Genomic DNA, 23,048 nt, shown 5'->3' on the forward strand with positions numbered 1-23,048 from the left:
AGTTCACCGGGATCTCCGACCCCTACGAGGAACCCGCAAACCCCGAACTCCGCGTCGAAACCGAAAACGTCGAGGTCGACAACTGCGCACACCAGGTCCTGCTCAAACTCGAAAGCATGGGGTTGATCAAGGCCTGATCGCGCGGGCAATCCACAAGGGGCCGGGCGTCACTGCCCGGCCTTTTGCATTTGCGGCCGGGCCATCCGGCCCGGCGGGCTGCGTCAGTGCACGTTCACCGGCGCCATGTCGTTCTGGCGGGCCAGCAGGAAGGCCATCTTGCGGTCCTTGACCAGCGCCAGCCGTTCCCCGTCCGCGTCGCAGACGGCGTAAAGCGTCTTGATGCCGGGGACCTGCTCGCGGACCTCGTCCGGTAGATCCTCCACCGCGACCGGCCGCACATAGACGATGCGCTCGCCCGGCTCCGGTCCGAAGTCGAATTTCGTATCCATGCCTGCCTCCTTTACTTACTTGCGCGAGATGCGAATGGTCTGCACGACCGGGTCGGGAAGCGACCGCTTGAGGTCCACGTGCAACAGCCCGTGTTCCATCTGGGCCCCGGCGACCTCCACCCCCTCGGCCAGCACGAAGCTGCGCTGGAAGGCGCGCGCGGCGATGCCGCGGTGCAGGTAGATCCGGCCCTCGGGCTCCTCGGCCTGGCGGCCGCGGATCACCAGTTGCCGGTCCTCGACCGTAATGGCCAGATCCTCATCCCGGAACCCCGCCACGGCGAGCGTGATCCGGAACGTGTTGTCCGACGACTGCTCGATATTGAAGGGCGGATAGCCCTCATTCCCCGATTTTGCGGTGCGTTCCACCAGCCGTTCCAGCTGATCGAAGCCCAGAAGGAAGGGATGGGCGCCAAAGGTCAGTTTCGTCATCTCGGGCAGGTCCTCGAAGTCAAGCGACGTGCAGAAAGGGCCCCGATACCGGCAACCCATGGATTGAATATGGGATGCCCCGGGCGCATGGGCAAGGGCCGATGCGACGGCGTGGCGCTTCCCGCGCGAGGCGCGTGTTGATATAGTTTTTGCAACTGCAGGGAACCGAGTCGGGCCATAACAACATGAACGCCCCAACGACCATGGACAGCGATGACGTCTTGCGCGTCAATCTGGGGGTCCTGAAGACCGAGCACCGCGACCTGGACGAGGCCATCCACCTGATGGAGGAATCGGGCCGCGCCGATCAGTTGACCCTGCGCCGGCTCAAGAAGCAGAAGCTGAACCTCAAGGACCGCATCGCCCGGATCGAGGATCTTCTGACCCCCGACATCATCGCCTGAGCGCGTCGGGGCCGTCTTTCGGCCCTTGCCGCCTGCCCCCTCGCCGCTATATTGCGCGCTCCATCCGCTGGGGGAGGTCCGCATGGGCGTGAAAGTCGGTATCATCATGGGATCCCAGTCGGACTGGCCCACCATGAAGGAGGCGGCGCTGCTGCTCGACGAACTCGGTGTGCGCTACGAGACCAGGATCGTCTCGGCCCACCGCACGCCGGACAGGCTCTGGTCCTACGGCAAGACGGCGGTGGAACGCGGGCTTCAGGTCATCATCGCGGGCGCGGGCGGGGCGGCGCATCTGCCGGGCATGATGGCCTCCAAGACCCGCGTGCCGGTGGTCGGGGTGCCGATCCAGACCCGCGCGCTTTCGGGCGTGGACAGCCTCTATTCAATCGTGCAGATGCCCAAGGGCTACCCTGTCGCCACAATGGCGATCGGCGCGGCGGGCGCGGCCAATGCCGGACTGATGGCCGCCGGAATCCTTGCCATCAACGACCCCGAGCTTGCCGCCCGCCTCGACGCCTGGCGCGAGGCGCTGTCGGCCTCCATCCCCGAGGAGCCCAAGGATGACTGAGATGCTGCCCCCCGGATCGGTGATCGGGATCCTCGGCGGCGGGCAGCTTGGCCGGATGCTGTCGGTCGCGGCGGCGCGCCTGGGCTACCGGACCCATGTGTTCGAACCCGCGGCCAATCCGCCCGCGGCCCATGTCGCCGAAAAGGTCGTGACCGCCCCCTATGACGATGCCGAGGCGCTGCGCGCCTTTGCCGGAGGCGTGGATGTCATTACCTATGAGTTCGAGAACGTGCCCACGGCGGCGCTCGACCTGCTGGAAAGCCTGCGCCCAATCCGCCCGAACCGGCGCGCGCTGGCCGTAAGCCAGGACCGGATCCTGGAAAAGGACTTCCTGAGCGGGATCGGCCTTACGACGGCGCCCTACGCGGCGGTCGATGACGATGAAAGCCTTGAGGCGGCGCTTGCCCATATCGGCACGCCCGCGATCCTGAAGACCACGCGGCTCGGCTATGACGGCAAGGGCCAGGCGCGGATCATGGACCGCTCCGACGCCCCCGCGGCGCTTGCCGAAATGCGCGGGGCGCCGGCGGTGCTGGAAGGGTTCGTCACCTTCACGCGCGAGGTTTCGGTCATCGCCGCGCGCGGGTTGACGGGCGAGGTCGCGGCCTACGACCCCGGCGAGAACGTCCATGTCGGCGGCATCCTGTCCACCACGACGGTGCCTGCGACCTTGACGCCCGGTGAGCGGACCGATGCGGTCCTGCTGGCCGCGCGCATCCTCAACGCGCTCGACTACGTCGGCGTGATGGGGGTGGAGCTTTTCGTGACCGCCGGCGGGTTGGTCGTGAACGAGATCGCGCCAAGGGTCCACAACTCCGGCCACTGGACGCAGAACGGTTGCGCGGTCGATCAGTTCGAGCAGCACATCCGCGCGGTCGCCGGCTGGCCGCTGGGCGACGGAACGCGCCATTCCGACGTGGTGATGGAGAACCTGATCGGCAACGATATCCTGAAGGTGCCGGCCATCGCGCGCGAGGCGAATGCCGCGCTGCACCTGTATGGCAAGGCCGAGGCGCGCGCCGGCCGCAAGATGGGCCACGTGAACCGCATTCGCACCTCTGGCTGAGGGGACCCGGCGGTCGCGCGCCGGTGCGGCGCGCGATGCCATTCCCCGGCGCGGCCATCGCGCGGGCGCGACGGCCGCGCGGCCTCCGGCGGGGGTATTTCAGACAATGAAGAAGTCAGCCCCAGATGCGCTCCAGCGCCTGCGGAAGCGTCATCATGTGATCGAAGCGGCCCGTGCTCAGGAACTCCAGGACCTGCGCCAACGCCCGGGGGTTGTTCATGATGAAGGTATGGCTGGTCGGAAGCACGATATGATCGGTCATGCCCCGGACTCGTGTGGAAGCGACCGAGACCTTGCCGTCGTCCTTGCCCCCGATCACCCAGGAATAAAGCGGGTTGAAGCTGACATCGCCCGCGATCACGCCCAATTCGAAGCGGGCCGGTCCAAGGCTGTTGGGCTCGGAACCGGGGCCGGTGCCAAGTTCCAGCCCGGCGGGTCCGAGGATTCGGGAGAGAAATTCGTAATCCCGCGCGACATCGATAAGTTCCGAGCCGCGGTTCGGGGGGGCGAGCATGACCACCCGGCCAAGGTCCGCGGGCCGGTGACTGGCAAGCCAGGCCCGGACCAGGATACCCCCCATGGAATGCGTCACGAAATGAACCTTGTCCCGGCCGCAGGCCCGGACGGCGGGGCCGACATAGTCGTCGACGATCTGTTCGATCGGCGCCTCGGTCGAGGGGTAATCCGGGTTCACCGTCCGGTAGCCGTGACGCCCCAGCACCTTCTGCAAGACCAGGAGCGAGCCGTCGGACCGGTGCAGGCCGTGCAGCAGCACCACGCAATCCGCGCGCGCCGGGGCGGCGAGGGAAAGCAGGCCGAAAAGGATCAGGGCGAAGCGCATATGCCGCAGATAAGCCACCGCGGCGCGCTTGCCAATGGCGGCGACGCGGGCCACTCTGCCGCGATGAGCCGCCGTTCCCCCCGCCTTGCCGCCCGTGCGCTGATCCTGTCCGGGGATCGGCTCCTGGTCGTCAACGCCTACCCGGCGGGCAAGTCGGACCTGTGGTGCGCGCCCGGCGGCGGCGTTCATGCCGGAAGCTCGCTGCCCGAGAACCTCGCCCGCGAGGTGGAGGAGGAGACGGGCCTGCGGATCGAGGTCGGCGCGCCCTGTCTGGTCAACGAATTCCACGATCCCGCGACGGGCTTCCACCAGGTGGACATCTACTTCCGCTGCCAGCCGCTGAACGCCCTGCCCCCGACCTGGCGCGACCCCGAAGGCGTGGTGACCGAGCGCCGCTTCGTCGCCCGGGACGAACTGGCCTCACTTCGCCACAAGCCCGACAGCCTGGCTGCCGCCGCCTGGGGCGAAGGTATCCTCTACGATCCGCTGGAGGTCATCGTGCGATGAGCCGCGCCTTCGTGAAGGAGGACGGGCCGGACAACGAACCGCTGCCCGACCTCCCCATCAGCCCCCACCCCAATTACGTAACGCCCCGTGGGCTGGCCGCGCTGCGCGACCGGCTGGCCGCGCTTCAGGCGGAGCTTTCGCGCCTTCGCGCGCGGGCTGAGCGGCTGGACCGCCTTCCCGAACGCGCCGTCGAGCGCGACATCCGCTATGTGGAGGCACGCTTGCGCTCCGCGATCCCGGTCGATCCGAACGACGCCCCGCCGGGGGAGGCCGCTTTCGGCACCCGTATCACGGTCGCGGACGAGGACGGCACCGAGCAGGCGTTCGAGATCGTGGGGGAGGACGAGGCGGATGCCGCCCTTGGCCGCATCGCGCCGCAATCGCCGCTTGCGCGCGCGCTGATCGGCGCGCGGGTTGGCGATACCGTCGACTGGAAACGACCAGCCGGAACGGTCACCCTCGAACTCCTCGCGATCGAGCCCCTGCGGTGCTGATCCGGCCCCTGTCGCCCGGCCCCGACACCGACCTGGTCGAGGCCCTCTATGCCGAAGCCGCCGACTACTGGCTGCTGGCAGACCGTGCCGCGCCCGACCGCGCCAAGGCGGCGGCGTTCTTTACCGACGGCCCGCCCGGCGCCGATGCGGCCGCGTCCCATCGTCTGGGTCTTTTCATCGCGGATCGGCTTTCGGGTGTGGCGGAGCTTTCCTTCGGCTTCCCCGACGCCGGGGACGGCTACCTTGGCCTGATGATCCTTGCCCCGCGCCTGCGCGGGATGGGCCATGGCCGCCGCTTCCTCGCCGAGATCGAGGCCCGCGCGCGCCGGGCCGGAACGCCGCGCCTCTACCTCGCCGTTCTGGAGGCCAATCCGCGCGGACGCGCCTTCTGGGAACGCGAGGGGTTCACGGATACCGGTGTCTTCCGCGACGACCCAGAATCGGGCCACCGCATCTGCCGCCTCGTGAAGGTGCTCTGAACCCCCAGCTAACGCCGCTTAGGAAGGCTCGCGAAGGCGACCCCGCCAAGGACCATAAGCGCCGCCACCACAAGACGCGGGGTCACCGGCTCCCCGATCAGGACGAGACCGCCGAAGGCCGCGATCACCGGGGCCGAAAGCTGCGCCACCGCCGCCCGCGCGGCCCCCAGCGCGGGCAGGATCGCATACCAAAGCGCATAGCCCAATCCGGAGGTGACGGCCCCCGACAGTATCGCGAGCGAAAGGCCGGCAGCATCCGCCTCGATCCCCCGTGCAACCAAAGCGACCGCCAGCAACACGCCCGGCACCCCCGCGAAAAGGAAATTCCACGCAGTCGCGCCCAGCGGATCGGCGGCCCCCCGAGCCGAGAGCGAATAGATCCCCCAGCCGAGGCCCGCCGCCGCCATCATCGCGGCGTGGGAGGGGCTCAGCGCCGCCCCCTCGCCTGGTGCGAACAGCCACAGGAGTCCCGCAAAGGCCAGGCCCGCCCCCACCCAGCGCCGGGCCGGAACCTCCTCGCGCAACGCAAGCGCACCCGCGAACATGGTGATCTGGACCGTCCCGAACAGGATCAGCGCACCGACACCCGCGTCGAGCGCCCCGTAGGCCATCGAAAAACCGAAGAGGTAAAGCAGAAGCGACCCCGCCCCGACGAGACGCCGCCCGGGCGCACCGGTGGAAAGCCGCCCCCGCCCCCCGCGTGCGCGCGCCAGAAGCAGGAGCGCGAGCATGCCAGCCCCGGCCAGAAGTCGCACGACAGCGAACTCGACGGCGCCGATATGCCCCGGCCCGACGCCCATCCGGTTCAGGACCGAGTTCGCCGCAAAGGCGGTCATCGTCAGCGCCGTCAGAAGAAAAAGCCGCATCCCCAGCCCCCTTTTCCGCACGACGTTACTCCGAATGACAGGGCGCACCAGGAGCTTTCCTTTCATTCTGGCGAAAATACTCATCCCCGGGCCCCCGGCGCGAAAGCGCCGGGGGCGAGAGATCGCCTGGCCCGCAAGGGCCGCCTTTGAAAAAGAAAGGGGCCCCGCGAACGGGGCCCCCGAAGCTTTGGCCATATGGCCGGGATTACATCATCCCGTCCATGCCGCCCATGCCGCCCGGCATGCCGCCGGCCGCGGCGCCCTTCGGCTCCGGCTTGTCGGCGATCATGGCTTCGGTGGTGATCAGAAGGCCAGCGACCGAGGCCGCATCCTCAAGCGCGGTGCGCACGACCTTCGCCGGGTCGATGACGCCGAACTTGAACATGTCGCCATATTCTTCGGTCTGGGCGTTGAAGCCAAACTTCTGGTCCGAGGATTCGCGAACCTTGCCGGCCACGACCGAACCGTCGACGCCCGCGTTCTGCGCGATCTGGCGCAGCGGCGCTTCCAACGCCTTGCGGACGATCACGATGCCGGCGTCCTGATCGGCGTTCTCGCCTTTCAGGCCATCAAGCGACTTGCCGGCCTGAACCAGCGCCACGCCGCCGCCGACGACGATGCCTTCCTGCACGGCCGCACGGGTCGCGTTCAGGGCGTCATCGACGCGGTCCTTGCGCTCTTTCACTTCGACTTCGGTCATGCCGCCAACGCGGATGACGGCGACGCCACCGGCGAGCTTCGCAACACGCTCCTGCAGCTTCTCGCGGTCGTAGTCCGAAGTGGTTTCCTCGATCTGGGTGCGGATCTGGGCGACGCGCGCTTCGATCTCGGCCTTCTCGCCGGCACCGTCCACGATGGTGGTGTTGTCCTTCGTGATCGAGATCTTCTTGGCGCGGCCCAGCATGTCCATGCCGACATTCTCAAGCTTCATGCCGAGGTCTTCGGAGATCACCTGGCCGCCGGTCAGGATCGCGATGTCCTGGAGCATGGCCTTGCGGCGGTCGCCGAAGCCCGGAGCCTTGACGGCGGCAATCTTCAGACCACCGCGCAGCTTGTTCACGACCAGGGTCGCGAGCGCTTCGCCTTCGACGTCTTCCGCGATAATCAGAAGCGGCTTTTGCGACTGGATGACCTGCTCGAGCAGCGGGACCATCGGCTGGAGCGACGAGAGCTTCTTCTCGTGCAACAGGATCATCGCGTCATCGAGCTCGGCGATCATCTTGTCCGGGTTGGTGACGAAGTAGGGCGACAGGTAGCCGCGGTCGAACTGCATGCCTTCGACGACCTCGGTCTCGGTCTCCAGGCCCTTGTTCTCTTCGACGGTGATCACACCCTCGTTGCCGACCTTCTGCATCGCGTCGGCGATCTGACGGCCGATTTCGGCCTCGCCGTTGGCGGAGATCGTACCAACCTGCGCAACCTCGGCGCTGTCGGCGACCTTGCGGGCAGCGCCCTTGATGTGCTCGACGGCCTTGTGCACGGCGAGGTCGATGCCGCGCTTGAGGTCCATCGGGTTCATGCCGGCCGCGACCGACTTCAGACCTTCGCGCACGATGGCCTGGGCCAGAACCGTGGCGGTGGTGGTGCCGTCGCCGGCCTCGTCATTGGTACGCGAGGCGACTTCTTTCACCATCTGCGCGCCCATGTTCTCGAAACGGTCGGAGAGTTCGATTTCCTTGGCGACCGACACACCGTCCTTGGTGATGCGGGGCGCGCCGAAGGATTTCTCGATCACGACGTTGCGGCCTTTCGGGCCGAGGGTCACCTTCACCGCGTCGGCGAGGATGTTGACGCCGCGCAGCATGCGATCGCGGGCATCGGATTCGAACTTGACGTCCTTAGCAGCCATGTTGGCTTCTCCTGGTTGTCTGGTTGGAAGGGAAGGTCAGGGACAGTCTCAGGCGATGATGCCGAGGATGTCGCTTTCCTTCATGATGAGCAGTTCCTGGCCGTCGACGGTCACTTCCGTGCCCGACCACTTGCCGAAGAGAACCCGGTCGCCGGCCTTCACGGCCATCGCGATCAGCTCGCCCGAGTCCTTGCGCGCGCCTTCGCCGCAAGCGACGACTTCGCCTTCGGCCGGCTTTTCTTTCGCGCTATCGGGGATGATCAGACCGCCCTTGGTCTTCTCGTCGCTTTCCACACGCTTGACCAGAACACGGTCATGAAGCGGTTTGAATGCCATCTGGTAACACTCCCTAGGTTCCAGGTTTGAATGTGATTAGCACTCACCGTTGACGAGTGCTAACGCGCCGTAGTTAGGGATGACAAAAGCGTGAGTCAACTGCCTTGTCGATGAAAAATCTTGCCCCACCGCACTGGATTTGAGCGCCCGCCCGTGCCAGCCTGCCGGAAAGAGGTTTCGAGGACCTGCTGGCTTGATGACCACGACGTTCCGATTGGCATTTGCTCTCGCGGCCTTCCTGTCGCCAGCCGCACTTTGGGCCCAATGCGCCGGGCAGGATCTGCTGGCCGCCATGCCCGCCGACGACTTCGCCGCGCTTGAGGCCGGATCGGAGGCGAACCCCTACGCGACGGGCAACCGGTACGTTGCGACGAAGGGCGACAGCATCATCCATTTCGTCGGCACCCTGCATGTCCACGACCCGAGGATGGACGCCCCGCTGGAACGTCTCAGGACCGTGATCGCCCATTCCGACGCGATCTATGTCGAGGCGACGGAGGCCGAGCAGCAGCAGCTCAAGTCCGAAATCGCCAAGCGCCCCGACCTGATCTTCGTGACCGAGGGCGCGACCCTGCCCGAACGGCTGGGCAAAGAGGACTGGGCGGTTCTCTCGGGCGAACTCGCCGCGCGGGGGATGCCCGCCGTGCTCGCCTCCAAGCTGCGCCCCTGGTATGCGACGGCGATCCTGGGACTGCCGCCCTGTGCCGTGAAGGAGCTTGGCGGCCAGGCCAACGGGCTCGACAAGATGATCATGGACGCGGCGGCGGAAGCGCGCGTGCCGGTTCACGCGCTCGAACCCTACGACGCCGCGATCCGCGTCTTCACCGAGATGGACGAGGCCGATCAGCTGGACATCCTGCGCTCTTCCCTGCCGCTCCTGTCCGAGGCCGAGAATGTCTATGAGACGCTGATAGATTCCTATTTCGCCGAGAAAAACCGGCTCTTCTGGGAATACACGCGCGAGCGCTCCATCGCGGAATCGCCCGAGGACCCGGAGACTGCCGCCGCCGACTTCGCCCGGATGGAGGACGCCCTTCTGATCCGGCGCAACTACAGCTGGATCGACCCGATCCTGAAGGCCGCGGAAGGCAACGAGATCATCGTCGCCGTGGGGGCCGCGCATCTGTCCGGCGTCAACGGCATCCTCGCCCTGGTCGAAGAGCACGGCTACCGCATCGACAGGGAGTCGTTCTGACGTCAGGGGCAAGGCAGCCTTGCGCGGACGTCAATCCCGCGGACGTGACAAGGCCGCCGGACCTGCCTATAAGGCGCCAAATTCCCTGAAAGAACGGACGCCCCCCATGACGATCAAGGTCTTCGGCCACAAATCCCCCGACACCGACTCCACCGGCTCGCCCATCATCTGGGCCTGGTATCTGTCCGAGGTGAAGGGAACCCCCGCCAAGCCCGTGCTGCTCGGCGAACCCAATACCGAAGCCGCCTTCGTCCTGAAGCGCTGGGATCTGGCGAAGCCCGAGATCATCGCGGACGTGGCCGCGGGCGACACCTGCGTTGTCGTGGACACCAACAACCCGGCCGAGCTTCCCGCCTCGATCAACGACGCGAACGTCGTCCAGATCATCGACCACCACCTTCTGGCCGGTGGGCTCAAGACGAAGGGCCCGATCGACATCACCATCCGCCCGCTCGCCTGCACCGCGACCATCATGCATGACCTGATGGGCGACGATGCCGCCAAGATGCCGGACAGCATCAAAAGCGCGATGCTGTCGTGCATCCTGTCCGACACGCTGGAATTCCGCTCGCCCACCACGACCCCGCATGACCGCGCCGTGGCCGAGGCCCTGGCAGGGCAGCTTGGCATCTCGATCCCCGACTACGCGGCGGAACTCTTCGCGGCAAAATCCGACGTCTCGGCCTTCTCCGACGCGGAACTTCTGCGCATGGATTCGAAGGAATACACGGTCGAGGGCGTGGACCTGCGGGTCTCGGTGCTGGAGACCACCTCTCCGAAGATGGTTCTGGACCGCAAGGACAGCCTGATGGCTTCGATGACCGACGTCGCCAAGGAAGACGGCGCCGACCAGGTGCTGCTTTTCGTCGTGGACATCATCCGTGAGGAAGCGACGCTGCTGGTTCCGAACGAGACTGTAAAGAAGATCGCCGAAGCCTCCTTCGGATGCACCGTGTCGGGCGATACGGTCGTGCTGCCCGGCATCATGAGCCGGAAGAAGCAGATCATCCCCGCGCTCAAGATGTAATACCCAACCGGGCGCCGGGTCGACCGGCGCCCGCCCCTTTCTGCGCGTCTGACCCCGCGCGGTCGCGCGACATATCCAAAAGGATTGCCCCCCGTGACCCGGATCATCGCCGCGCTTTCCGACATCGCCGCAAACTACGACGTGCTTTTCTGCGACCTCTGGGGCTGCGTGCATGACGGGCTAAGGCCCTTTCCGGCCGCCGTCGCGGCGCTGCGCGCCTTCCGCGCCCAGGGCGGCAAGGTCGTTCTGGTGACGAATTCCCCCCGCCCGCGCGCCAATGTGGCGACCCAGCTCGACGCGATCGGCGTCGACCGCGATGCCTGGGACACGATCGCAAGCTCCGGCGACTCCGCGCGTGCGGCGATGTTCCAGGGCGTCGTCGGAACGCGCGTGCATTTCATCGGCAACCCCGAGACCGACATGGGCTTCTTCGCGCCCCTGAAGATCCTCGATAACCCGGTGGAGATTACCATCGTCCCGCTAGATCAGGCCGAGGGCATCGTCTGCACCGGCCCGCGCGACCCGCTGGCCGACCCCGATGTCAATCGGCCGGAGTTCCTCTATGCCAAGGCCAAGGGGCTGAAGCTTCTGTGCGCGAACCCCGACATCGTGGTTGACCGGGGTGAGACCCGCGAATGGTGCGCGGGCGCGCTGGCCCGGCTTTACACCGAGATGGGGGGCGAAAGCCTCTATTTCGGCAAGCCGCACCCGCCGATCTACGACCTGGCGCGGCGCCGGACCGCCGCGCTGACAGGGACCGAGCCTGACACGAGCCGCATCCTTGCCGTAGGCGACGGGATCGCAACCGACATTCTGGGCGGGCTGGGCGAAAACATCGATACGCTCTTCATCACCGGCGGCCTTGCCGCGGCGGAGTTCGGCACCGACATCGATAACCCTGATCCGGCGCGCCTTGCCCCCTGGATCGAGGCGCAGCAGATCGCGCCGACCTATGTGATCGGCCGCCTGCGCTGAGTTGATCTCGCAAGATTGTTGCGACTTTTCGGCAAGGGGTGAAAATAAATTACCGACAGGATTGCCCCAAGCGGGCAATCCGTGCTATGCCGCATCGCAGCAACCTTACCGGGATTCGCGATGATGCTTGATAATTTCCCCCGCGGCACAATCTGCATCGAGGATCTGGAGATCGGGATGATCCGTTATCTCCGCAAGGAAGTGACCGACCGCGACATCGAGATGTTCGCGGAGGTCTCGACCGACCGCAATCCGGTGCACCTGGACGACGAATACGCCCGCGACACGATCTTCGAGGGCCGGATCGCGCATGGGATGCTGACCGCCGGGCTGATCTCGGCCGTGATCGGCGAACAGCTTCCCGGCCACGGCACGGTCTACCTTGGCCAAAGCCTCAAGTTCATGGCCCCGGTGCGGCCGGGCGACGTGGTCTATGCCGAGGTGAAAGTGACGGCGATCGACCACGCGCGGCGCCGTGTGACCCTTGAAACCCACTGCGCGGTGGGCGATACGGTTGTGCTGAAGGGCGAGGCGCTGGTTCTGGCGCCAAGCCGCAAGTTCGACTGATATCCGGCGGGCCGCCCGCCAGACGGGGGCCGATGCGGACGCATACTCACTGGACGACGCTTTCCGCCAGCGACCGGGGCGCTTCGGTCGCTATGGGCAATTTCGACGGCGTGCACCTTGGCCATCAGTCGGTGATCGCCCAGGCGCAGCGCCCGGGCGCGGCCCTTGGCATCGTCACTTTCGAACCCCATCCGCGTCAGTTCTTCGCACCCAAAGCGCCGCCGTTCCGCCTGATGAACGCCGAGGCGCGCAGTCACCGGCTGGAAAAGCTGGGGGTCGAACAGCTTTACGTCCTGCCCTTCGATGCCACGCTGGCCGTGATGGAGGCCGAAGGCTTCGTCCGTGACGTTCTGGTCGCGGGACTGGGCGTTTCCCATGTCACCGTTGGGGCCGACTTCTGCTTCGGCCGCGGCCGCAAGGGGACGGCCGAAACGCTTCGGACGCTGGGCGCGGACCTCGGGTTTGGCGTGACCATTGCCGATCTTGTGGCCATCGAGGGGGTCGAAATCTCCTCGACCGCGATTCGCACCGCGCTGAGCGAGGGGCGCCCGCGCGACGCCGCCGGGATGCTGGGCCACTGGCACCGGATCGAGGGTGAGGTTCTGCACGGCGACAAGCGCGGCAAGGGTCTGGGCTTCCCGACGGCAAACATGGGGGTCGATGGGCTCCACCTGCCCCGGCTCGGCGTCTATGCGGTCAAGGTCGACGTGCTGACGGGGCCCCATGCGGGCAGCTACATCGGCGCGTCGAGCCTTGGCGTCCGGCCGATGTTCGGGGAAAACCAGCCGAACCTCGAAACCTTCCTCTTCGACTTCGAAGGCGACCTTTACGGTCAGCACCTGTCGGTCGCGCTCATCGACTATCTCAGGCCGGAGATGAAGTTCGACGGGCTCGACGCCTTGATCGCGCAGATGAACGCGGACTGCGACCGCGCCCGCGCGATCCTGGCCGACGCCTGAGCCCTTCCCGTCATCGCCCGCCGCTTCGGGCCTTCCCTTCCCTGCGGCCTTCTGCCTATCTTGCCGCCCATGACCACGCACCGCCCCACCCCACGCCTGCGACCCGAGTTCTGGCGGCTTCCGCTCAACAGCCTCACCGCCGAGGAGTGGGAGGCGCTTTGCGACGGATGCGGCAAGTGCTGCCTCAACAAGCTTGAAGACGCCGAGACAGGCGAGATCCTGTTCACCCGGGTCGCCTGCCGGCTGCTGGACGGAGAAACCTGCCGCTGCGGCCAATATGAGAACCGCAAGACCTTCGTGCCCGAATGCGTCGTGCTGACGCCGAAGACCCTGAAGGACAGCGCCTACTGGATGCCCTCGACCTGCGCCTACCGCTTGCTGGCCGAGGGCAAGCCGCTGCCCGACTGGCACCCGCTTCTGACCGGCGACCCCGACAGCGTCCATGACGCCGGTATGTCGGTCCGGGGCTGGACCGTGCCCGAGTTCGAGGTGGACGAAGAGGATTGGGAAGACCACGTCATCGAGGACCTGTGATGGAATTCAGATCGGACAACAACGCGGGCACGTCGCCCGTGATTCTGGACGCGGTCGTGGCCTGCAACGCCGGGCCCGCAGCATCCTATGGCAACGACCCGATCATGGACCGCGTGCGTGACCGCATCCGCACCCTGTTCGAGGCGCCGGACGCGGAGGTGGCCCTTGTGGCCACCGGCACCGCGGCCAATGCGCTGGCGCTGGCCACCTTCTGCCCGCCCTGGGGCGCCATCTACGCCTTCGAAGCGGCCCACGCCGAGATGGACGAATGCGGCGCGCCCGAATTCTTCACCGGCGGCGCCAAGATCAGGCTTGTTCCCGGCCAGGACGGCAAAATCACACCCGAGGCGCTTGCCGCGAAGATCGGGGAGACGGGCCAAGGCGACGTGCATTCAGTACAGCGGGGCATGGTCACGCTGACCAACATCACCGAGGCAGGCACCGTCTATTCGGCGGAGGAGGTCGCGGCGCTGGCCGGGGTCGCCAAGCGCTTCGGACTGCCGGTGCATCTTGATGGCGCGCGTTTCGCCAATGCAATCGTCGCCACCGGCGCGACGCCCGCCGAGATGACCTGGAAAGCCGGGGTGGACGTGCTGTCCTTCGGCGGCACCAAGAACGGCTGCATGGGGGTGGAGGCGGTCGTGATCTTCGACCCGGCCAGGGCCTGGGAACTCGCGCTGCGCCGCAAGCGCGCGGGGCATCTGTTCTCCAAGCACCGCTATCTGTCCGCACAGATGGGCGCCTATCTGGACGGCGGGCTCTGGCTGACGCTGGCACGCCACGCCAACGACATGGCCGCACAGCTGGAGGCGGGCCTGCGGACCCTGCCGGAGGTCACCTTCGCCAGTCCGCGCGGCGCGAACATGCAGTTCGTCACCATGCCCCGCCGCCTGCACCAGCGTGCGATGGAGGCGGGGGCGAACTACTACCTCATGCCCCACGGCACCCCGTTGGACGGCGACCCGGACGAACGGGTGCTCTGCCGGCTCGTCACCTCCTGGGCGACGACCGAGGCCGAGGTCGATGGGCTGATCGAGGCGCTGCGCGCCTAGGCCCGGTCCAGGTTCACGGCGATCAGACCGGCGACTTCCTTGGGGTGCGTGATCGGCAGCATATGCGATGCGCCGGGAACGGTGGCGATGCCCACGTCCTGCATGCGCGCCGCCAGCGCCTCGGCAATGGCCGAGATGATGGCGGGGGAACGTTCGCCCTGGATCATCAGCACCGGCATGTCCAGGCTTTCCAACCCGTCGGGCCTGAGGACGCGACCGCTGTCGTCGGCAAGTGCGGGGTCACTTGCGGGGATCATGCCGATCCGGTCCACCAGCGCGCTGCGGCTTTCGGCGTTCAGCCGGGTCCAGTCGACGCCCGTTCCCCAGAGACTGGTGAAGGCGCGCGCGGCCTCTTCCGGCCGGCCTTCGGCCATCGCCGCCCGGAATGGGGCGATGTCCGCCTGATACTCGGCCCAGGCGGGCGTTCCCTGGGCAGCGGCGAACAGGACCGGTTCGATCAGCGTCAGGGTCCGGAATGCCTCCGGCGCCGCGATCGCCAGCCTCAGCGCCGTCACCGCCCCGAAGGAATGGCCGATCAGATCCACCGGCCGGTCGATGAAACTGGCCGCGATTTCAGCGCAGAGCCGAGGATAATCCCCCTGCCCGCTCCAGTCGTCCGACTTGCCATGGCCGGGCAGGTCGAAGGCGGTCAGGGTGATCCGCTCTGCCAGCGGCACCATGACCCCCGCCCAGGCACCGGAATGGGCCAGCGCGCAGTGGATGCCAAGGGCGGGTCGCTCTCCCGCGCCCATCACACGCCAAAAGGTGCGATGGCCGGCACGTATCCCCTCCGGCATCAGAGTTTTCCGGCCAGGTGCAGGTCCAGATCCTCCAGCCGGTCCTGCCCCCAGAACCGTTCCCCGTCATCGAGGACGTAGAAGGGGGAGCCGAAAACCCCTGCGGCGACCGCGTCCTCCAGATTGCGGGCGTAGGTTTCCGCGCCCATCAGCATGCCGGAAAACGCCAAACCCGGATCGAAGCCGTAGGCCTTCAGAAGGTCGGTGACGACCTCATCCTCGGCGATGTTGCGCTCTTCCGCCCAACAGGCGCGCAGGACCCCATGCACCAGCGCCCCCAGATCGCCCGCGCCCCCTTTCGCCACTGCCGCCTGCGCGGCGATGATCGCGTAGGCAGAGGGCGCGGCGTTCGCGGGGAAGAACATGGGCCGCAGGTTGATGGGCATCCCCGTTTTCGCCGCCTGGCGGCGGAGCTCTTGCAGGCGGTACGCCTTGCGGCTTTCGTGCCGGTCGGCCAAGCCCGTTCCCCCGGTGCGCGCGAAGAGCGCGACGATGTCGACCGGCTTGTAGGTGATCGTGGCGCCATGGCGCGCGGCGATGTCCTCAAGCCGGGTTCCAGCCAGGTAGGTGAACGGCGAAATCGTCGAGAAATAGTAGTCGATCTGCGCCACGTCGCGCCGCTCCTCTCGCATGGGTTTGCGGGCAGGCTAGCCCGGTGGTAAGCGGTGTGCAACGTCACGAATCTGTCACCTGACCCTCCTCGCCCCTCTCGACAAGGAACCGATCATGCCGTCCATGACCGAGCCGAAGCTGATTTCCGGCAACTCCAACCGCCCGCTCGCCAATTCCATCGCGCGGCGCATGTCGATGCACAGGGGCGTCAATGTCGGACTGGTCGATGCACGGGTCGAACGTTTCAACGACCAGGAAATCTTCGTCGAGGTGTTCGAGAACGTCCGTGGCGAGGATATGTTCATCATCCAGTCGACCTCCAACCCGGCGAACGACAACCTGATGGAACTGCTGATCATGTCGGACGCGCTGCGCCGGTCCTCTGCCGCGCGCATCACCGCCGTGATCCCCTACTTCGGCTACGCCCGCCAGGATCGCCGCGCCAAGGCGCGCACGCCGATCTCCGCCAAGCTCGTCGCAAACCTGCTGACCGAGGCGGGCGTGGAGCGGGTTCTGACGCTGGACCTGCACGCAGCGCAGATCCAGGGCTTCTTCGACATCCCTGTCGACAACCTCTACGCCTCGCCGATCTTCGCGCTCGATATCGAACACCACTTCAAGGGCAAGATGGGCGACATCATGATCGTCTCGCCCGACGTGGGCGGCGTGGCGCGCGCGCGCGAACTGGCCAAGCGGATCAACGCGCCGCTGGCCATCGTCGACAAGCGCCGCGAAAAGCCGGGCGAGGTCGCCGAGATGACGGTGATCGGCAACGTCACCGGCAAGACCTGCATCATCGTGGACGACATCTGCGACACCGCTGGCACGCTTTGCAAGGCGGCCGAGGTGCTGATGCAGAACGGCGCGGCAGAAGTGCATGCCTATATCACCCATGGCGTGATGTCGGGCCCGGCTGTGGAACGGGTTCAGGCCTCGGTGATGAAAAGCCTTGTCCTGACCGACTCGATCGAACCGACCGACCCGGTGCGCAAGGCCAAGAACATCCGCATCGTTCCGACCGCGCCGATGTTCGCGCAGGCGATCCTGAACATCTGGTCCGGCACCTCGGTCTCCTCGCTGTTTGAGACGGAAACGCTCGGCCCGATCTACGAAGGCATGTATTCGCGCGGCTGACCTAGCCGCTCAGCGCCGCCAGTTCCGCGCTCAGCGCCTTCGTCTCCGACAGCAGCGCCTGGAGATCGGCCAGCCGCTTGGCGTCTGAGGTGGACGCGGGCTTGGCGGTCAGCACCCGGTTCACTCGCGCGCGCGTCGCGTCATCCAGATTGCGCGCCTGGTCGCGTTGCTGAAGCAGCCGGAAACGGGCCTTTGCCAGTTCGTTCTCGGTGGCCGAGATCTGCGCGGCAAGCGACGCCTGTTCGGCCTTGAGCGCAGCATTGCGCTGTCCGGCCTCATCAACGGCCTGCTCGCGTTCGGCCACGCGCTGGTCATAAGCGCCCGAGCGGATGTTCTGCACGCCGGTGAAGAAGCCGCCGTCGCCAGGATCGGTCGTGGTTTCGACGCATCCCGCGAGGGCCAGTCCGGCAATCAGGCCCAGGTGGCGCACCGGGGGCCTCACAGGCTGCCTGCCAGGTCGTCGGCGATGGCGCGCATCTCGGCAATCTGGCTCGACAGCGCCGAAAGCTCCGGATCGATCCGCGAACCGCCGCCATCGGCGGGGACGAGCCCGCGCGCCTCGGTGAATTCCGCCTGACGGTTGGTCGCGCCTTCGATCGCACGCTGCATCTCTGACAGGTTCGCCTGCGCCTGGGCGACCCCGGCATCCAGCGCCGCGGGGTCGCCGCCGGTGGAGGCCTGGGCGCGCAGGCTGTCAAGCTCGGCCTTCTGTGCGGCCAGAACGCCCTGCATCACCGAAATCGTGGCCGCGACCTCTTCCGAGTTCCGGTCGAGATCGGACTTCATCGCCTCAAGCCGCCGCTCCTTGAAGAAATACTTGCGCTGGATGAAGGCGACATAGCTCCCGGCGGAGGCGCCGACCGCGGTTCCGATCTGGATGCCTTTCTTGCGGTTCGTGCCGAGCGTCATCGCGATGCCCCCGCCAGCCGCGGCCCCGGCCAACGCCCCTTCAAGGATGGTTTTCTGCATGGCCGTGGCAACGCGCGAGAGTTCCGCATCCGCGGCGACGGCGGGCTGCGCGACGGAGCTTTCGGGCGCGGGCGCACCGCCGCAGGCGCCAAGCGCCAACGCCGCCGAAAGGCAGACGGCCGTCAGCCCTGAGCGAGAAAATCCGTGAGCCATGAATAGGTTCCCTTCCTTGATGGGTCCGCCGACTGGCGAACATGTTTCAAGAAAAGCGCCGCATCCGCGCGCAACTTTCCATCAACGCCCGCCTCGGTCCCGGCGGCGAGGAGGTCCTCGGTCGCCCCATCAGGCACGAACAGGGCGGCGCGTGTCAATATTCGGTTGTAGTACTCGCGCGACTGGTCAAGCCGCACCAGAACCCTCTGCCGCGACCGTCGAATGTCCTCGAAATCGCGCTCGGCCTGCGCCAGCACCGGGGCGGCGGCATCCGGGTCCCGGGTCGCGATCTCGCGGATCTCGGTCAAGGCGTTCTCAGACAGCCGGGCCAGCCGGTCAATGCCGCGCAGCGCCACCAGATCGGTTCGCAGCCGCTGCGCCGTGGTAGCCGCCAAGGCCATCGAGGCGCGCGTCGCATCCTGGTAAAGCGCGGCGGGCCGCAGCTCGGCCTTTGCGTCTTGCTGAGCGGCATAGCGGGCGGCAGCGGCCTCTACCCCGCCCGGCAGACCGAGCGCCGCCAGCGCCGCCTCAAGGCGCGCCCGTGGCTCAGCCCGAAAGGCATCGGGCAGCGACGCGGGCACGGATCCGGCGCCGTCGAGGTCCGCAAGCCGCGCCTGCGCGGTTTCGGCGAATGTCCCGGCCGGATACTGGTTGACATAATCGCGCAGCGCACGCGCGTCGCCGCCCTCCGCCACGGCCCAAAGCGCCAGCTCGGCGGCATCGGCGTCCGTCGGGATCTCGTCCCCTTTCACATCGGCCAGGACATGTTCCCCGATCAGGGCCTCTTCAACCCAAGGCACCTGCTGGCCGAAGGTTTCCACCACCACATCTTGCCGCACGCGCCCAAGCATCAGGCGCACGTCGAGCCCCGGTGTCGCGATGTTGTTCAAAAGCGCCTTTGTGAACACGCTGTTCCGCCCGGTCCCGTCGAAAGCCACGTTGCCTGGATCGGTCGCATAGGCGATCAGCAATCCCGCCCCCCCGCCGGTGCGGACAAGGCCCTTGGCCGCGTTCTCGCCCGTCCCGAAAGGGGAATCCCGGCAGGCGTCGAGCAGGATCAGCCCCGCGCCCGGCCGGGCGCGTTCCAGGACGGTCCTCACCTCCCTCATCGGGAGTGAGGCGCGAACCATCCCGGCCGTGTCGAGCGCGCCAAAACCCGTCCCGATCAGCAGGTTATCGCCAGCGTATTGGACGCCGTGCCCGGCGTAGAAGAAAAGCGCGACCTCCGCCCCGCTTGCCGCAACCTCGAACCGCGCCAGGGCGTCGCGCATCCCCGCCAGGTCCTGGTCCGTCGCCTCGATCACCCGGAACCCCAGCCCCCCAAGCGCCGCGCCAAGCGCCAGCGCGTCGTTCACGGGGTTGGGAAGATCCAGATCGTCCAGCGCATAGTCGGAGTTGCCGATGAGGAGCGCGACACGTTCAGCGGCCGCCGCTGGCCACGCGACAAGGGCCGCGGCCAAGGCCGCGCAACAGGTGCGATAGCTGAGGGATTTTCCGAGCCCGCTCATCGCCCGCCAGCATAGACAGGCCGAGGCGAGACGCAATGCCAAGCCCTAGCCGATGTCCCAGTTGTCCGCATGCGAGACCTCGCCCAAGGCCAGCCAGTCGGCGTGCATCCGCGCGATGCGGGTGTCGCCCCAGGTCCGGAAGACCATGTCGAACCCCTCCGGCGTGACGTTCTCGGATAGGATCTCGGCGCGCATGTTGGCGGCGTGATGCACATCCCACATGTTGAGCGTGACCTGCACGATGGGCACGTCCCGGAACGCCTCGGAAAACCCGACGTACCGGCGAACCTCCCTCGGACCTGTGCCGGTCCACATCGGGCCGCCGGCCTCGAAATCCGAAAACAGCGGGATGGAGCCGCGCTCCACCCCCAACATGTTACTGGTAAACCGTCGCATCTCGCCCCCGCAGACTTGGGCCGATGTTATCCCAATGCGGCGGGAGGGAAAGCCCTTACGGGCCTCCCCTCGCTGCCCCGGAAAGCAAAAAGGCGGGGCACGATGGCCCCGCCTTCCCGCAATTTCGATCGGCTCAGAGCCCCAGCGCCGCTTTCAGCGTCTGAAGATCGGCGACCAGCTTCATCGCCGCGTCCTTGCCTTCGGCGGGGGCTTCCCCCGCCTCGGCGGTCGCGTCCGAGATCAGCGCGTCCATTTCGGCCGCGGTGACCTCGGCCTTCGGCATCGCGCGCTCGGCCAGGACCGAGGCTCCGGCCGCCGAGATCTCGGCGAAACCGCCGGTCACCGCATAATCGACGCTGCCTTCGGCGGAGACGACGGTGAGGATGCCGGGACGCAGCGTGGTGATCAGCGGCGAATGGTCCGGCATCGCCGTCAGGTCGCCATCGGCGCCCGGAATGCGGACCTCGCGCGCCTGAACGGAGGCAAGCCGCCGTTCAGGGCTGACGAGGTCGAACTGCATCGTATCGGCCATCTCGCCCCCTTACGCCGCTTCAGCGGCCAGACGCTGCGCCTTGGCTTTCACTTCCTCGATGTCGCCGACCATATAGAAGGCGGCTTCGGGCAGGTGGTCGTACTCGCCGGCCACAACCGCCTTGAACGAGGCGATCGTCTTGTCGAGCGGCACCTGGACGCCGTCCGAACCGGTGAAGACCTTCGCCACGTCGAACGGCTGCGAGAGGAAGCGCTGGATTTTCCGGGCGCGGGCCACGGTCAGCTTGTCCTCTTCCGACAGTTCGTCCATGCCGAGGATGGCGATGATGTCCTGCAGCGACTTGTAGCGCTGAAGGATACCCTGGACGTCACGGGCAACCTGGTAGTGCTCCTCGCCCACGACGGACGGGTCAAGGATCCGGCTGGTCGAGTCGAGCGGGTCCACGGCCGGGTAGATGCCGAGCTCCGAGATCGCACGCGACAGAACCGTGGTGGCGTCGAGGTGGGCGAACGAGGTCGCCGGCGCCGGGTCGGTAAGGTCGTCGGCCGGAACGTAGATGGCCTGCACCGAGGTGATCGAGCCCGCCTTGGTCGAGGTGATGCGTTCCTGCATCGCGCCCATGTCGGTCGCGAGCGTCGGCTGGTAGCCCACGGCCGAAGGAATACGACCCAGCAGCGCGGACACTTCCGAACCCGCCTGGGTGAAGCGGAAGATGTTGTCCACGAAGAACAGAACGTCGGTCCCGGACTGGTCGCGGAACTGCTCGGCCAGCGTCAGGCCCGAAAGGGCGACGCGCATACGGGCCCCCGGCGGCTCGTTCATCTGACCGTAGACAAGGGCCACTTTGGACTTTTCCAGGTCGTCCGGAACGATAACGCCCGACTCGATCATCTCGTGGTAGAGGTCGTTGCCCTCACGGGTCCGCTCGCCAACGCCCGCGAACACCGAGAAGCCCGAGTGCACCTTGGCGATGTTGTTGATCAGTTCCATGATCAGAACCGTCTTGCCCACGCCGGCGCCGCCGAACAGGCCGATCTTGCCGCCCTTGGAGTAGGGGGCGAGAAGGTCGATGACCTTGATGCCGGTAACGAGGATTTCCGAGGACGTCGCCTGTTCGTTGAACTCCGGCGCCGGCTGGTGGATCGCGCGGGTTTCCGTCGAGACGACCGGGCCCTTTTCGTCCACCGGCTCGCCGATGACGTTCAGGATGCGGCCCAGCGTCGGGTTGCCGACGGGAACCGAGATCGGCTCACCCTTGTCAACGACCGCGGCGCCGCGCACGAGACCTTCGGTCGCGTCCATGGCCACGGTACGGACGGTGTTCTCGCCCAGGTGCTGCGCGACTTCCAGAACCAGACGCTTGCCGTTGTTGGTGGTCTCAAGAGCGTTCAGAATCGCGGGGAGGTGTTCGTCGAACTGCACGTCCACGACCGCGCCGATGACCTGCGTCACCCGGCCGGTTGCGGCAGCTGCTTTCGGTGCTTTTGCCATAGAGTTTCTCCGGTTCCCTTAGAGCGCCTCGGCGCCCGAAATGATTTCGATGAGTTCGTTCGTGATCGCGGCCTGGCGCGAGCGGTTGAACTGGATCGTCAGCTTGTCGATCATGTCGCCCGCGTTGCGCGTCGCGTTGTCCATGGCGGACATCCGCGCACCCTGTTCGGACGCACCGTTTTCCAGCAGCGCGGTGAAGACCTGGGTCGCCACGCCACGCGGCAGCAGATCGGCCAGGATCTCTTCTTCCGACGGCTCGTAGTCGTAGAGCGCGGCGGACCCCGTGCCCTCGGCTTGCTCGAACTTCGCCGGGATGACCTGCTGCGCGGTCGGGATCTGGCTGATCACCGACTGGAAGCGGTTGAAGAAGATCGTGGCGACATCGAACTCACCATGGTCGAAGCGGTGGATCAAGTCACGCGCGATGGACTGCGCGTTGTCGTAGCCGATCTTCTTGACCTCGGAGAGGTCGACATGGGCCACGAAATGATCCGCGTAGTCGCGCTTGAGCTGCTCACGCCCCTTCTTGCCGACGGTGATGATCTTGACGGTCTTGCCCGCCGCGATCAGTTCCGCCGCCTTCGCGCGGGCAAGCCGCACGATGGAGGAGTTGAAGCCGCCGCACAGGCCGCGCTCCGCCGTCATGACCACCAGCATATGGGTCTTGTCGGCACCCGTCCCGGCCAGAAGCCGGGGCGCGCTGTCCGATCCGCCCACCGAGGCGGCAAGTCCGGCCATGACCGCGTTCATCCGCTCGGCATAGGGGCGAGCGGCCTCGGCGGCCTCCTGGGCGCGGCGGAGCTTGGCCGCCGCGACCATCTGCATGGCCTTGGTGATCTTCCGCGTCGACTTGACGCTTCCGATCCTGTTTTTCAGGTCCTTAAGGCTGGGCATATCC

At 66.8% G+C, this 23,048-nt stretch carries 30 protein-coding genes; 15 read left to right on the top strand and 15 right to left on the bottom strand.

Features of this window, described 5'->3' with window-relative positions; all coding sequences use genetic code 11:
- Nucleotides 1–137, top strand: a 137-nt coding sequence (locus tag OE647_RS16990) for an adenylyl-sulfate kinase (RefSeq protein WP_263723037.1), incomplete at its 5' end; no start/stop codon positions are given.
- A gap of 84 nt (nucleotides 138–221) precedes the next feature.
- Here OE647_RS16990 and OE647_RS16995 read toward each other — a convergent pair.
- Nucleotides 222–449: a DUF1150 domain-containing protein gene (locus tag OE647_RS16995; protein ID WP_263722958.1), complete on the bottom strand. Its 228-nt coding sequence runs from the start codon at nucleotides 447–449 to the stop codon at nucleotides 222–224.
- A gap of 15 nt (nucleotides 450–464) precedes the next feature.
- Nucleotides 465–878 carry an Hsp20 family protein gene (locus tag OE647_RS17000; RefSeq protein ID WP_263722959.1) on the bottom strand — a complete coding sequence of 138 codons (414 nt, stop codon included), beginning with the start codon at nucleotides 876–878 and terminating at the stop codon, nucleotides 465–467.
- Nucleotides 879–1,063: 185 nt separating this feature from the next.
- Between OE647_RS17000 and OE647_RS17005 the strand changes: the two genes are divergently transcribed.
- The 3 genes from OE647_RS17005 to OE647_RS17015 all read left to right on the top strand — a co-directional run bounded on the left by OE647_RS17005 (nucleotide 1,064) and on the right by OE647_RS17015 (nucleotide 2,916).
- On the top strand, nucleotides 1,064–1,282 hold the full coding sequence (locus OE647_RS17005) for a YdcH family protein (RefSeq protein ID WP_263722960.1): 219 nt from the start codon (nucleotides 1,064–1,066) through the stop codon (nucleotides 1,280–1,282).
- An 82-nt stretch (nucleotides 1,283–1,364) separates the two neighbouring features.
- The gene (gene purE / locus OE647_RS17010) at nucleotides 1,365–1,850 is read left to right on the top strand and encodes a 5-(carboxyamino)imidazole ribonucleotide mutase (protein WP_263722961.1); all 486 of its coding nucleotides are present in this window, start codon (nucleotides 1,365–1,367) and stop codon (nucleotides 1,848–1,850) included.
- On the top strand, nucleotides 1,843–2,916 hold the full coding sequence (locus OE647_RS17015) for a 5-(carboxyamino)imidazole ribonucleotide synthase (protein ID WP_263722962.1): 1,074 nt from the start codon (nucleotides 1,843–1,845) through the stop codon (nucleotides 2,914–2,916). Before purE ends, OE647_RS17015 begins: the two co-directional genes overlap by 8 nt.
- Before the next feature lie 115 nt (nucleotides 2,917–3,031).
- Here the strand turns inward: OE647_RS17015 and OE647_RS17020 are convergent, their stop codons facing one another.
- The gene (locus OE647_RS17020; RefSeq protein WP_318527962.1) at nucleotides 3,032–3,775 is read right to left on the bottom strand and encodes an alpha/beta fold hydrolase; all 744 of its coding nucleotides are present in this window, start codon (nucleotides 3,773–3,775) and stop codon (nucleotides 3,032–3,034) included.
- A gap of 45 nt (nucleotides 3,776–3,820) precedes the next feature.
- On the opposite strand from OE647_RS17020, the gene OE647_RS17025 reads away from it, so the two are divergent.
- From OE647_RS17025 to OE647_RS17035, 3 genes are read left to right on the top strand one after another with little or no spacing between them, the layout of a single operon-like run.
- Nucleotides 3,821–4,264, top strand: a complete 444-nt coding sequence (locus OE647_RS17025) for an NUDIX domain-containing protein (protein ID WP_263723039.1) — start codon at nucleotides 3,821–3,823, stop codon at nucleotides 4,262–4,264.
- The gene (locus OE647_RS17030) at nucleotides 4,261–4,758 is read left to right on the top strand and encodes a GreA/GreB family elongation factor (RefSeq protein WP_263722963.1); all 498 of its coding nucleotides are present in this window, start codon (nucleotides 4,261–4,263) and stop codon (nucleotides 4,756–4,758) included. The genes OE647_RS17025 and OE647_RS17030 overlap by 4 nt, the downstream gene beginning before the upstream one ends.
- Entirely contained in the window at nucleotides 4,752–5,237 is a 486-nt protein-coding gene (locus OE647_RS17035; RefSeq protein ID WP_263722964.1) for a GNAT family N-acetyltransferase, read from the top strand. The genes OE647_RS17030 and OE647_RS17035 overlap by 7 nt, the downstream gene beginning before the upstream one ends.
- An 8-nt stretch (nucleotides 5,238–5,245) precedes the next feature.
- On the opposite strand, the gene OE647_RS17040 is transcribed toward OE647_RS17035, so the two are convergent.
- The 3 genes from OE647_RS17040 to groES all read right to left on the bottom strand — a co-directional run bounded on the left by OE647_RS17040 (nucleotide 5,246) and on the right by groES (nucleotide 8,288).
- On the bottom strand, nucleotides 5,246–6,103 hold the full coding sequence (locus tag OE647_RS17040; RefSeq protein ID WP_263722965.1) for a DMT family transporter: 858 nt from the start codon (nucleotides 6,101–6,103) through the stop codon (nucleotides 5,246–5,248).
- 205 nt (nucleotides 6,104–6,308) lie between these two features.
- Nucleotides 6,309–7,952, bottom strand: a complete 1,644-nt coding sequence (gene groL / locus OE647_RS17045; RefSeq protein WP_263722966.1) for a chaperonin GroEL — start codon at nucleotides 7,950–7,952, stop codon at nucleotides 6,309–6,311.
- 48 nt (nucleotides 7,953–8,000) lie between these two features.
- Complete coding sequence (groES, locus tag OE647_RS17050) at nucleotides 8,001–8,288, bottom strand: co-chaperone GroES (protein WP_263722967.1); 288 nt, start codon at nucleotides 8,286–8,288, stop codon at nucleotides 8,001–8,003.
- Between the two features lie 196 nt (nucleotides 8,289–8,484).
- On the opposite strand from groES, the gene OE647_RS17055 reads away from it, so the two are divergent.
- The 7 genes from OE647_RS17055 to OE647_RS17085 all read left to right on the top strand — a co-directional run bounded on the left by OE647_RS17055 (nucleotide 8,485) and on the right by OE647_RS17085 (nucleotide 14,597).
- Nucleotides 8,485–9,483: a TraB/GumN family protein gene (locus OE647_RS17055; protein WP_263722968.1), complete on the top strand. Its 999-nt coding sequence runs from the start codon at nucleotides 8,485–8,487 to the stop codon at nucleotides 9,481–9,483.
- A 106-nt stretch (nucleotides 9,484–9,589) separates the two neighbouring features.
- Nucleotides 9,590–10,510: a manganese-dependent inorganic pyrophosphatase gene (locus tag OE647_RS17060; protein WP_263722969.1), complete on the top strand. Its 921-nt coding sequence runs from the start codon at nucleotides 9,590–9,592 to the stop codon at nucleotides 10,508–10,510.
- A gap of 93 nt (nucleotides 10,511–10,603) precedes the next feature.
- On the top strand, nucleotides 10,604–11,485 hold the full coding sequence (locus OE647_RS17065; protein WP_263722970.1) for a TIGR01459 family HAD-type hydrolase: 882 nt from the start codon (nucleotides 10,604–10,606) through the stop codon (nucleotides 11,483–11,485).
- Between the two features lie 123 nt (nucleotides 11,486–11,608).
- Entirely contained in the window at nucleotides 11,609–12,052 is a 444-nt protein-coding gene (locus OE647_RS17070) for a MaoC family dehydratase (RefSeq protein ID WP_263722971.1), read from the top strand.
- Nucleotides 12,053–12,084: 32 nt separating this feature from the next.
- Nucleotides 12,085–13,011: a bifunctional riboflavin kinase/FAD synthetase gene (locus tag OE647_RS17075; RefSeq protein ID WP_263722972.1), complete on the top strand. Its 927-nt coding sequence runs from the start codon at nucleotides 12,085–12,087 to the stop codon at nucleotides 13,009–13,011.
- A gap of 69 nt (nucleotides 13,012–13,080) precedes the next feature.
- Nucleotides 13,081–13,545 (top strand): YcgN family cysteine cluster protein, encoded by a 465-nt coding sequence (locus OE647_RS17080; RefSeq protein WP_263722973.1) that lies wholly within the window; start codon nucleotides 13,081–13,083, stop codon nucleotides 13,543–13,545.
- Nucleotides 13,545–14,597 carry a threonine aldolase family protein gene (locus OE647_RS17085; RefSeq protein WP_263722974.1) on the top strand — a complete coding sequence of 351 codons (1,053 nt, stop codon included), beginning with the start codon at nucleotides 13,545–13,547 and terminating at the stop codon, nucleotides 14,595–14,597. The genes OE647_RS17080 and OE647_RS17085 overlap by 1 nt, the downstream gene beginning before the upstream one ends.
- On the opposite strand, the gene OE647_RS17090 is transcribed toward OE647_RS17085, so the two are convergent.
- A complete protein-coding gene (locus OE647_RS17090) occupies nucleotides 14,594–15,394 on the bottom strand; it encodes an alpha/beta fold hydrolase (protein ID WP_263722975.1) in 801 nt (266 codons plus the stop codon). The genes OE647_RS17085 and OE647_RS17090 overlap by 4 nt on opposite strands.
- The gene (locus OE647_RS17095; RefSeq protein ID WP_263722976.1) at nucleotides 15,394–16,005 is read right to left on the bottom strand and encodes a 2-hydroxychromene-2-carboxylate isomerase; all 612 of its coding nucleotides are present in this window, start codon (nucleotides 16,003–16,005) and stop codon (nucleotides 15,394–15,396) included. Before OE647_RS17095 ends, OE647_RS17090 begins: the two co-directional genes overlap by 1 nt.
- 115 nt (nucleotides 16,006–16,120) lie before the next feature.
- Between OE647_RS17095 and OE647_RS17100 the strand changes: the two genes are divergently transcribed.
- Nucleotides 16,121–17,140: a ribose-phosphate pyrophosphokinase gene (locus tag OE647_RS17100; RefSeq protein WP_263722977.1), complete on the top strand. Its 1,020-nt coding sequence runs from the start codon at nucleotides 16,121–16,123 to the stop codon at nucleotides 17,138–17,140.
- Nucleotide 17,141: 1 nt separating this feature from the next.
- Here the strand turns inward: OE647_RS17100 and OE647_RS17105 are convergent, their stop codons facing one another.
- From OE647_RS17105 to OE647_RS17135, 7 genes are all read right to left on the bottom strand, one after another.
- Complete coding sequence (locus tag OE647_RS17105; RefSeq protein WP_263722978.1) at nucleotides 17,142–17,570, bottom strand: hypothetical protein; 429 nt, start codon at nucleotides 17,568–17,570, stop codon at nucleotides 17,142–17,144.
- An 8-nt stretch (nucleotides 17,571–17,578) separates the two neighbouring features.
- Nucleotides 17,579–18,262, bottom strand: coding sequence for a hypothetical protein (locus OE647_RS17110; RefSeq protein WP_263722979.1), 684 nt, complete (start codon nucleotides 18,260–18,262; stop codon nucleotides 17,579–17,581).
- A complete protein-coding gene (locus OE647_RS17115; protein ID WP_263722980.1) occupies nucleotides 18,232–19,770 on the bottom strand; it encodes a caspase family protein in 1,539 nt (512 codons plus the stop codon). The genes OE647_RS17110 and OE647_RS17115 overlap by 31 nt, the downstream gene beginning before the upstream one ends.
- Nucleotides 19,771–19,815: 45 nt before the next feature.
- Nucleotides 19,816–20,166, bottom strand: coding sequence for an H-type lectin domain-containing protein (locus OE647_RS17120; RefSeq protein WP_263722981.1), 351 nt, complete (start codon nucleotides 20,164–20,166; stop codon nucleotides 19,816–19,818).
- 133 nt (nucleotides 20,167–20,299) lie between these two features.
- Nucleotides 20,300–20,698 carry a F0F1 ATP synthase subunit epsilon gene (locus OE647_RS17125; protein ID WP_263722982.1) on the bottom strand — a complete coding sequence of 133 codons (399 nt, stop codon included), beginning with the start codon at nucleotides 20,696–20,698 and terminating at the stop codon, nucleotides 20,300–20,302.
- Between the two features lie 9 nt (nucleotides 20,699–20,707).
- On the bottom strand, nucleotides 20,708–22,150 hold the full coding sequence (atpD, locus tag OE647_RS17130; RefSeq protein ID WP_263722983.1) for a F0F1 ATP synthase subunit beta: 1,443 nt from the start codon (nucleotides 22,148–22,150) through the stop codon (nucleotides 20,708–20,710).
- 18 nt (nucleotides 22,151–22,168) lie between these two features.
- On the bottom strand, nucleotides 22,169–23,044 hold the full coding sequence (locus OE647_RS17135; RefSeq protein WP_263722984.1) for a F0F1 ATP synthase subunit gamma: 876 nt from the start codon (nucleotides 23,042–23,044) through the stop codon (nucleotides 22,169–22,171).
- Nucleotides 23,045–23,048: the final 4 nt, after the last annotated feature.

It is taken from the genome of Albidovulum sediminicola (genome assembly GCF_025751575.1).
In the GTDB taxonomy this organism is placed as follows: Bacteria; Pseudomonadota; Alphaproteobacteria; order Rhodobacterales; family Rhodobacteraceae; genus Albidovulum; species Albidovulum sediminicola.

Bases quoted from the DNA above. Each gene is read 5' to 3' on its own strand.
- OE647_RS16995 (WP_263722958.1), bottom strand. From the start codon at position 449: ATGGATACGAAATTCGACTTCGGACCGGAGCCGGGCGAGCGCATCGTC.
- OE647_RS17000 (WP_263722959.1), bottom strand. From the start codon at position 878: ATGACGAAACTGACCTTTGGCGCCCATCCCTTCCTTCTGGGCTTCGAT.
- OE647_RS17005 (WP_263722960.1), top strand. From the start codon at position 1,064: ATGAACGCCCCAACGACCATGGACAGCGATGACGTCTTGCGCGTCAAT.
- purE (WP_263722961.1), top strand. From the start codon at position 1,365: ATGGGCGTGAAAGTCGGTATCATCATGGGATCCCAGTCGGACTGGCCC.
- OE647_RS17015 (WP_263722962.1), top strand. From the start codon at position 1,843: ATGACTGAGATGCTGCCCCCCGGATCGGTGATCGGGATCCTCGGCGGC.
- OE647_RS17025 (WP_263723039.1), top strand. From the start codon at position 3,821: ATGAGCCGCCGTTCCCCCCGCCTTGCCGCCCGTGCGCTGATCCTGTCC.
- OE647_RS17030 (WP_263722963.1), top strand. From the start codon at position 4,261: ATGAGCCGCGCCTTCGTGAAGGAGGACGGGCCGGACAACGAACCGCTG.
- OE647_RS17040 (WP_263722965.1), bottom strand. From the start codon at position 6,103: ATGCGGCTTTTTCTTCTGACGGCGCTGACGATGACCGCCTTTGCGGCG.
- groL (WP_263722966.1), bottom strand. From the start codon at position 7,952: ATGGCTGCTAAGGACGTCAAGTTCGAATCCGATGCCCGCGATCGCATG.
- groES (WP_263722967.1), bottom strand. From the start codon at position 8,288: ATGGCATTCAAACCGCTTCATGACCGTGTTCTGGTCAAGCGTGTGGAA.
- OE647_RS17055 (WP_263722968.1), top strand. From the start codon at position 8,485: ATGACCACGACGTTCCGATTGGCATTTGCTCTCGCGGCCTTCCTGTCG.
- OE647_RS17060 (WP_263722969.1), top strand. From the start codon at position 9,590: ATGACGATCAAGGTCTTCGGCCACAAATCCCCCGACACCGACTCCACC.
- OE647_RS17070 (WP_263722971.1), top strand. From the start codon at position 11,609: ATGCTTGATAATTTCCCCCGCGGCACAATCTGCATCGAGGATCTGGAG.
- OE647_RS17075 (WP_263722972.1), top strand. From the start codon at position 12,085: ATGCGGACGCATACTCACTGGACGACGCTTTCCGCCAGCGACCGGGGC.
- OE647_RS17080 (WP_263722973.1), top strand. From the start codon at position 13,081: ATGACCACGCACCGCCCCACCCCACGCCTGCGACCCGAGTTCTGGCGG.
- OE647_RS17085 (WP_263722974.1), top strand. From the start codon at position 13,545: ATGGAATTCAGATCGGACAACAACGCGGGCACGTCGCCCGTGATTCTG.
- OE647_RS17090 (WP_263722975.1), bottom strand. From the start codon at position 15,394: ATGCCGGAGGGGATACGTGCCGGCCATCGCACCTTTTGGCGTGTGATG.
- OE647_RS17100 (WP_263722977.1), top strand. From the start codon at position 16,121: ATGCCGTCCATGACCGAGCCGAAGCTGATTTCCGGCAACTCCAACCGC.
- OE647_RS17110 (WP_263722979.1), bottom strand. From the start codon at position 18,262: ATGGCTCACGGATTTTCTCGCTCAGGGCTGACGGCCGTCTGCCTTTCG.
- OE647_RS17115 (WP_263722980.1), bottom strand. From the start codon at position 19,770: ATGAGCGGGCTCGGAAAATCCCTCAGCTATCGCACCTGTTGCGCGGCC.
- OE647_RS17120 (WP_263722981.1), bottom strand. From the start codon at position 20,166: ATGCGACGGTTTACCAGTAACATGTTGGGGGTGGAGCGCGGCTCCATC.
- OE647_RS17125 (WP_263722982.1), bottom strand. From the start codon at position 20,698: ATGGCCGATACGATGCAGTTCGACCTCGTCAGCCCTGAACGGCGGCTT.
- atpD (WP_263722983.1), bottom strand. From the start codon at position 22,150: ATGGCAAAAGCACCGAAAGCAGCTGCCGCAACCGGCCGGGTGACGCAG.
- OE647_RS17135 (WP_263722984.1), bottom strand. From the start codon at position 23,044: ATGCCCAGCCTTAAGGACCTGAAAAACAGGATCGGAAGCGTCAAGTCG.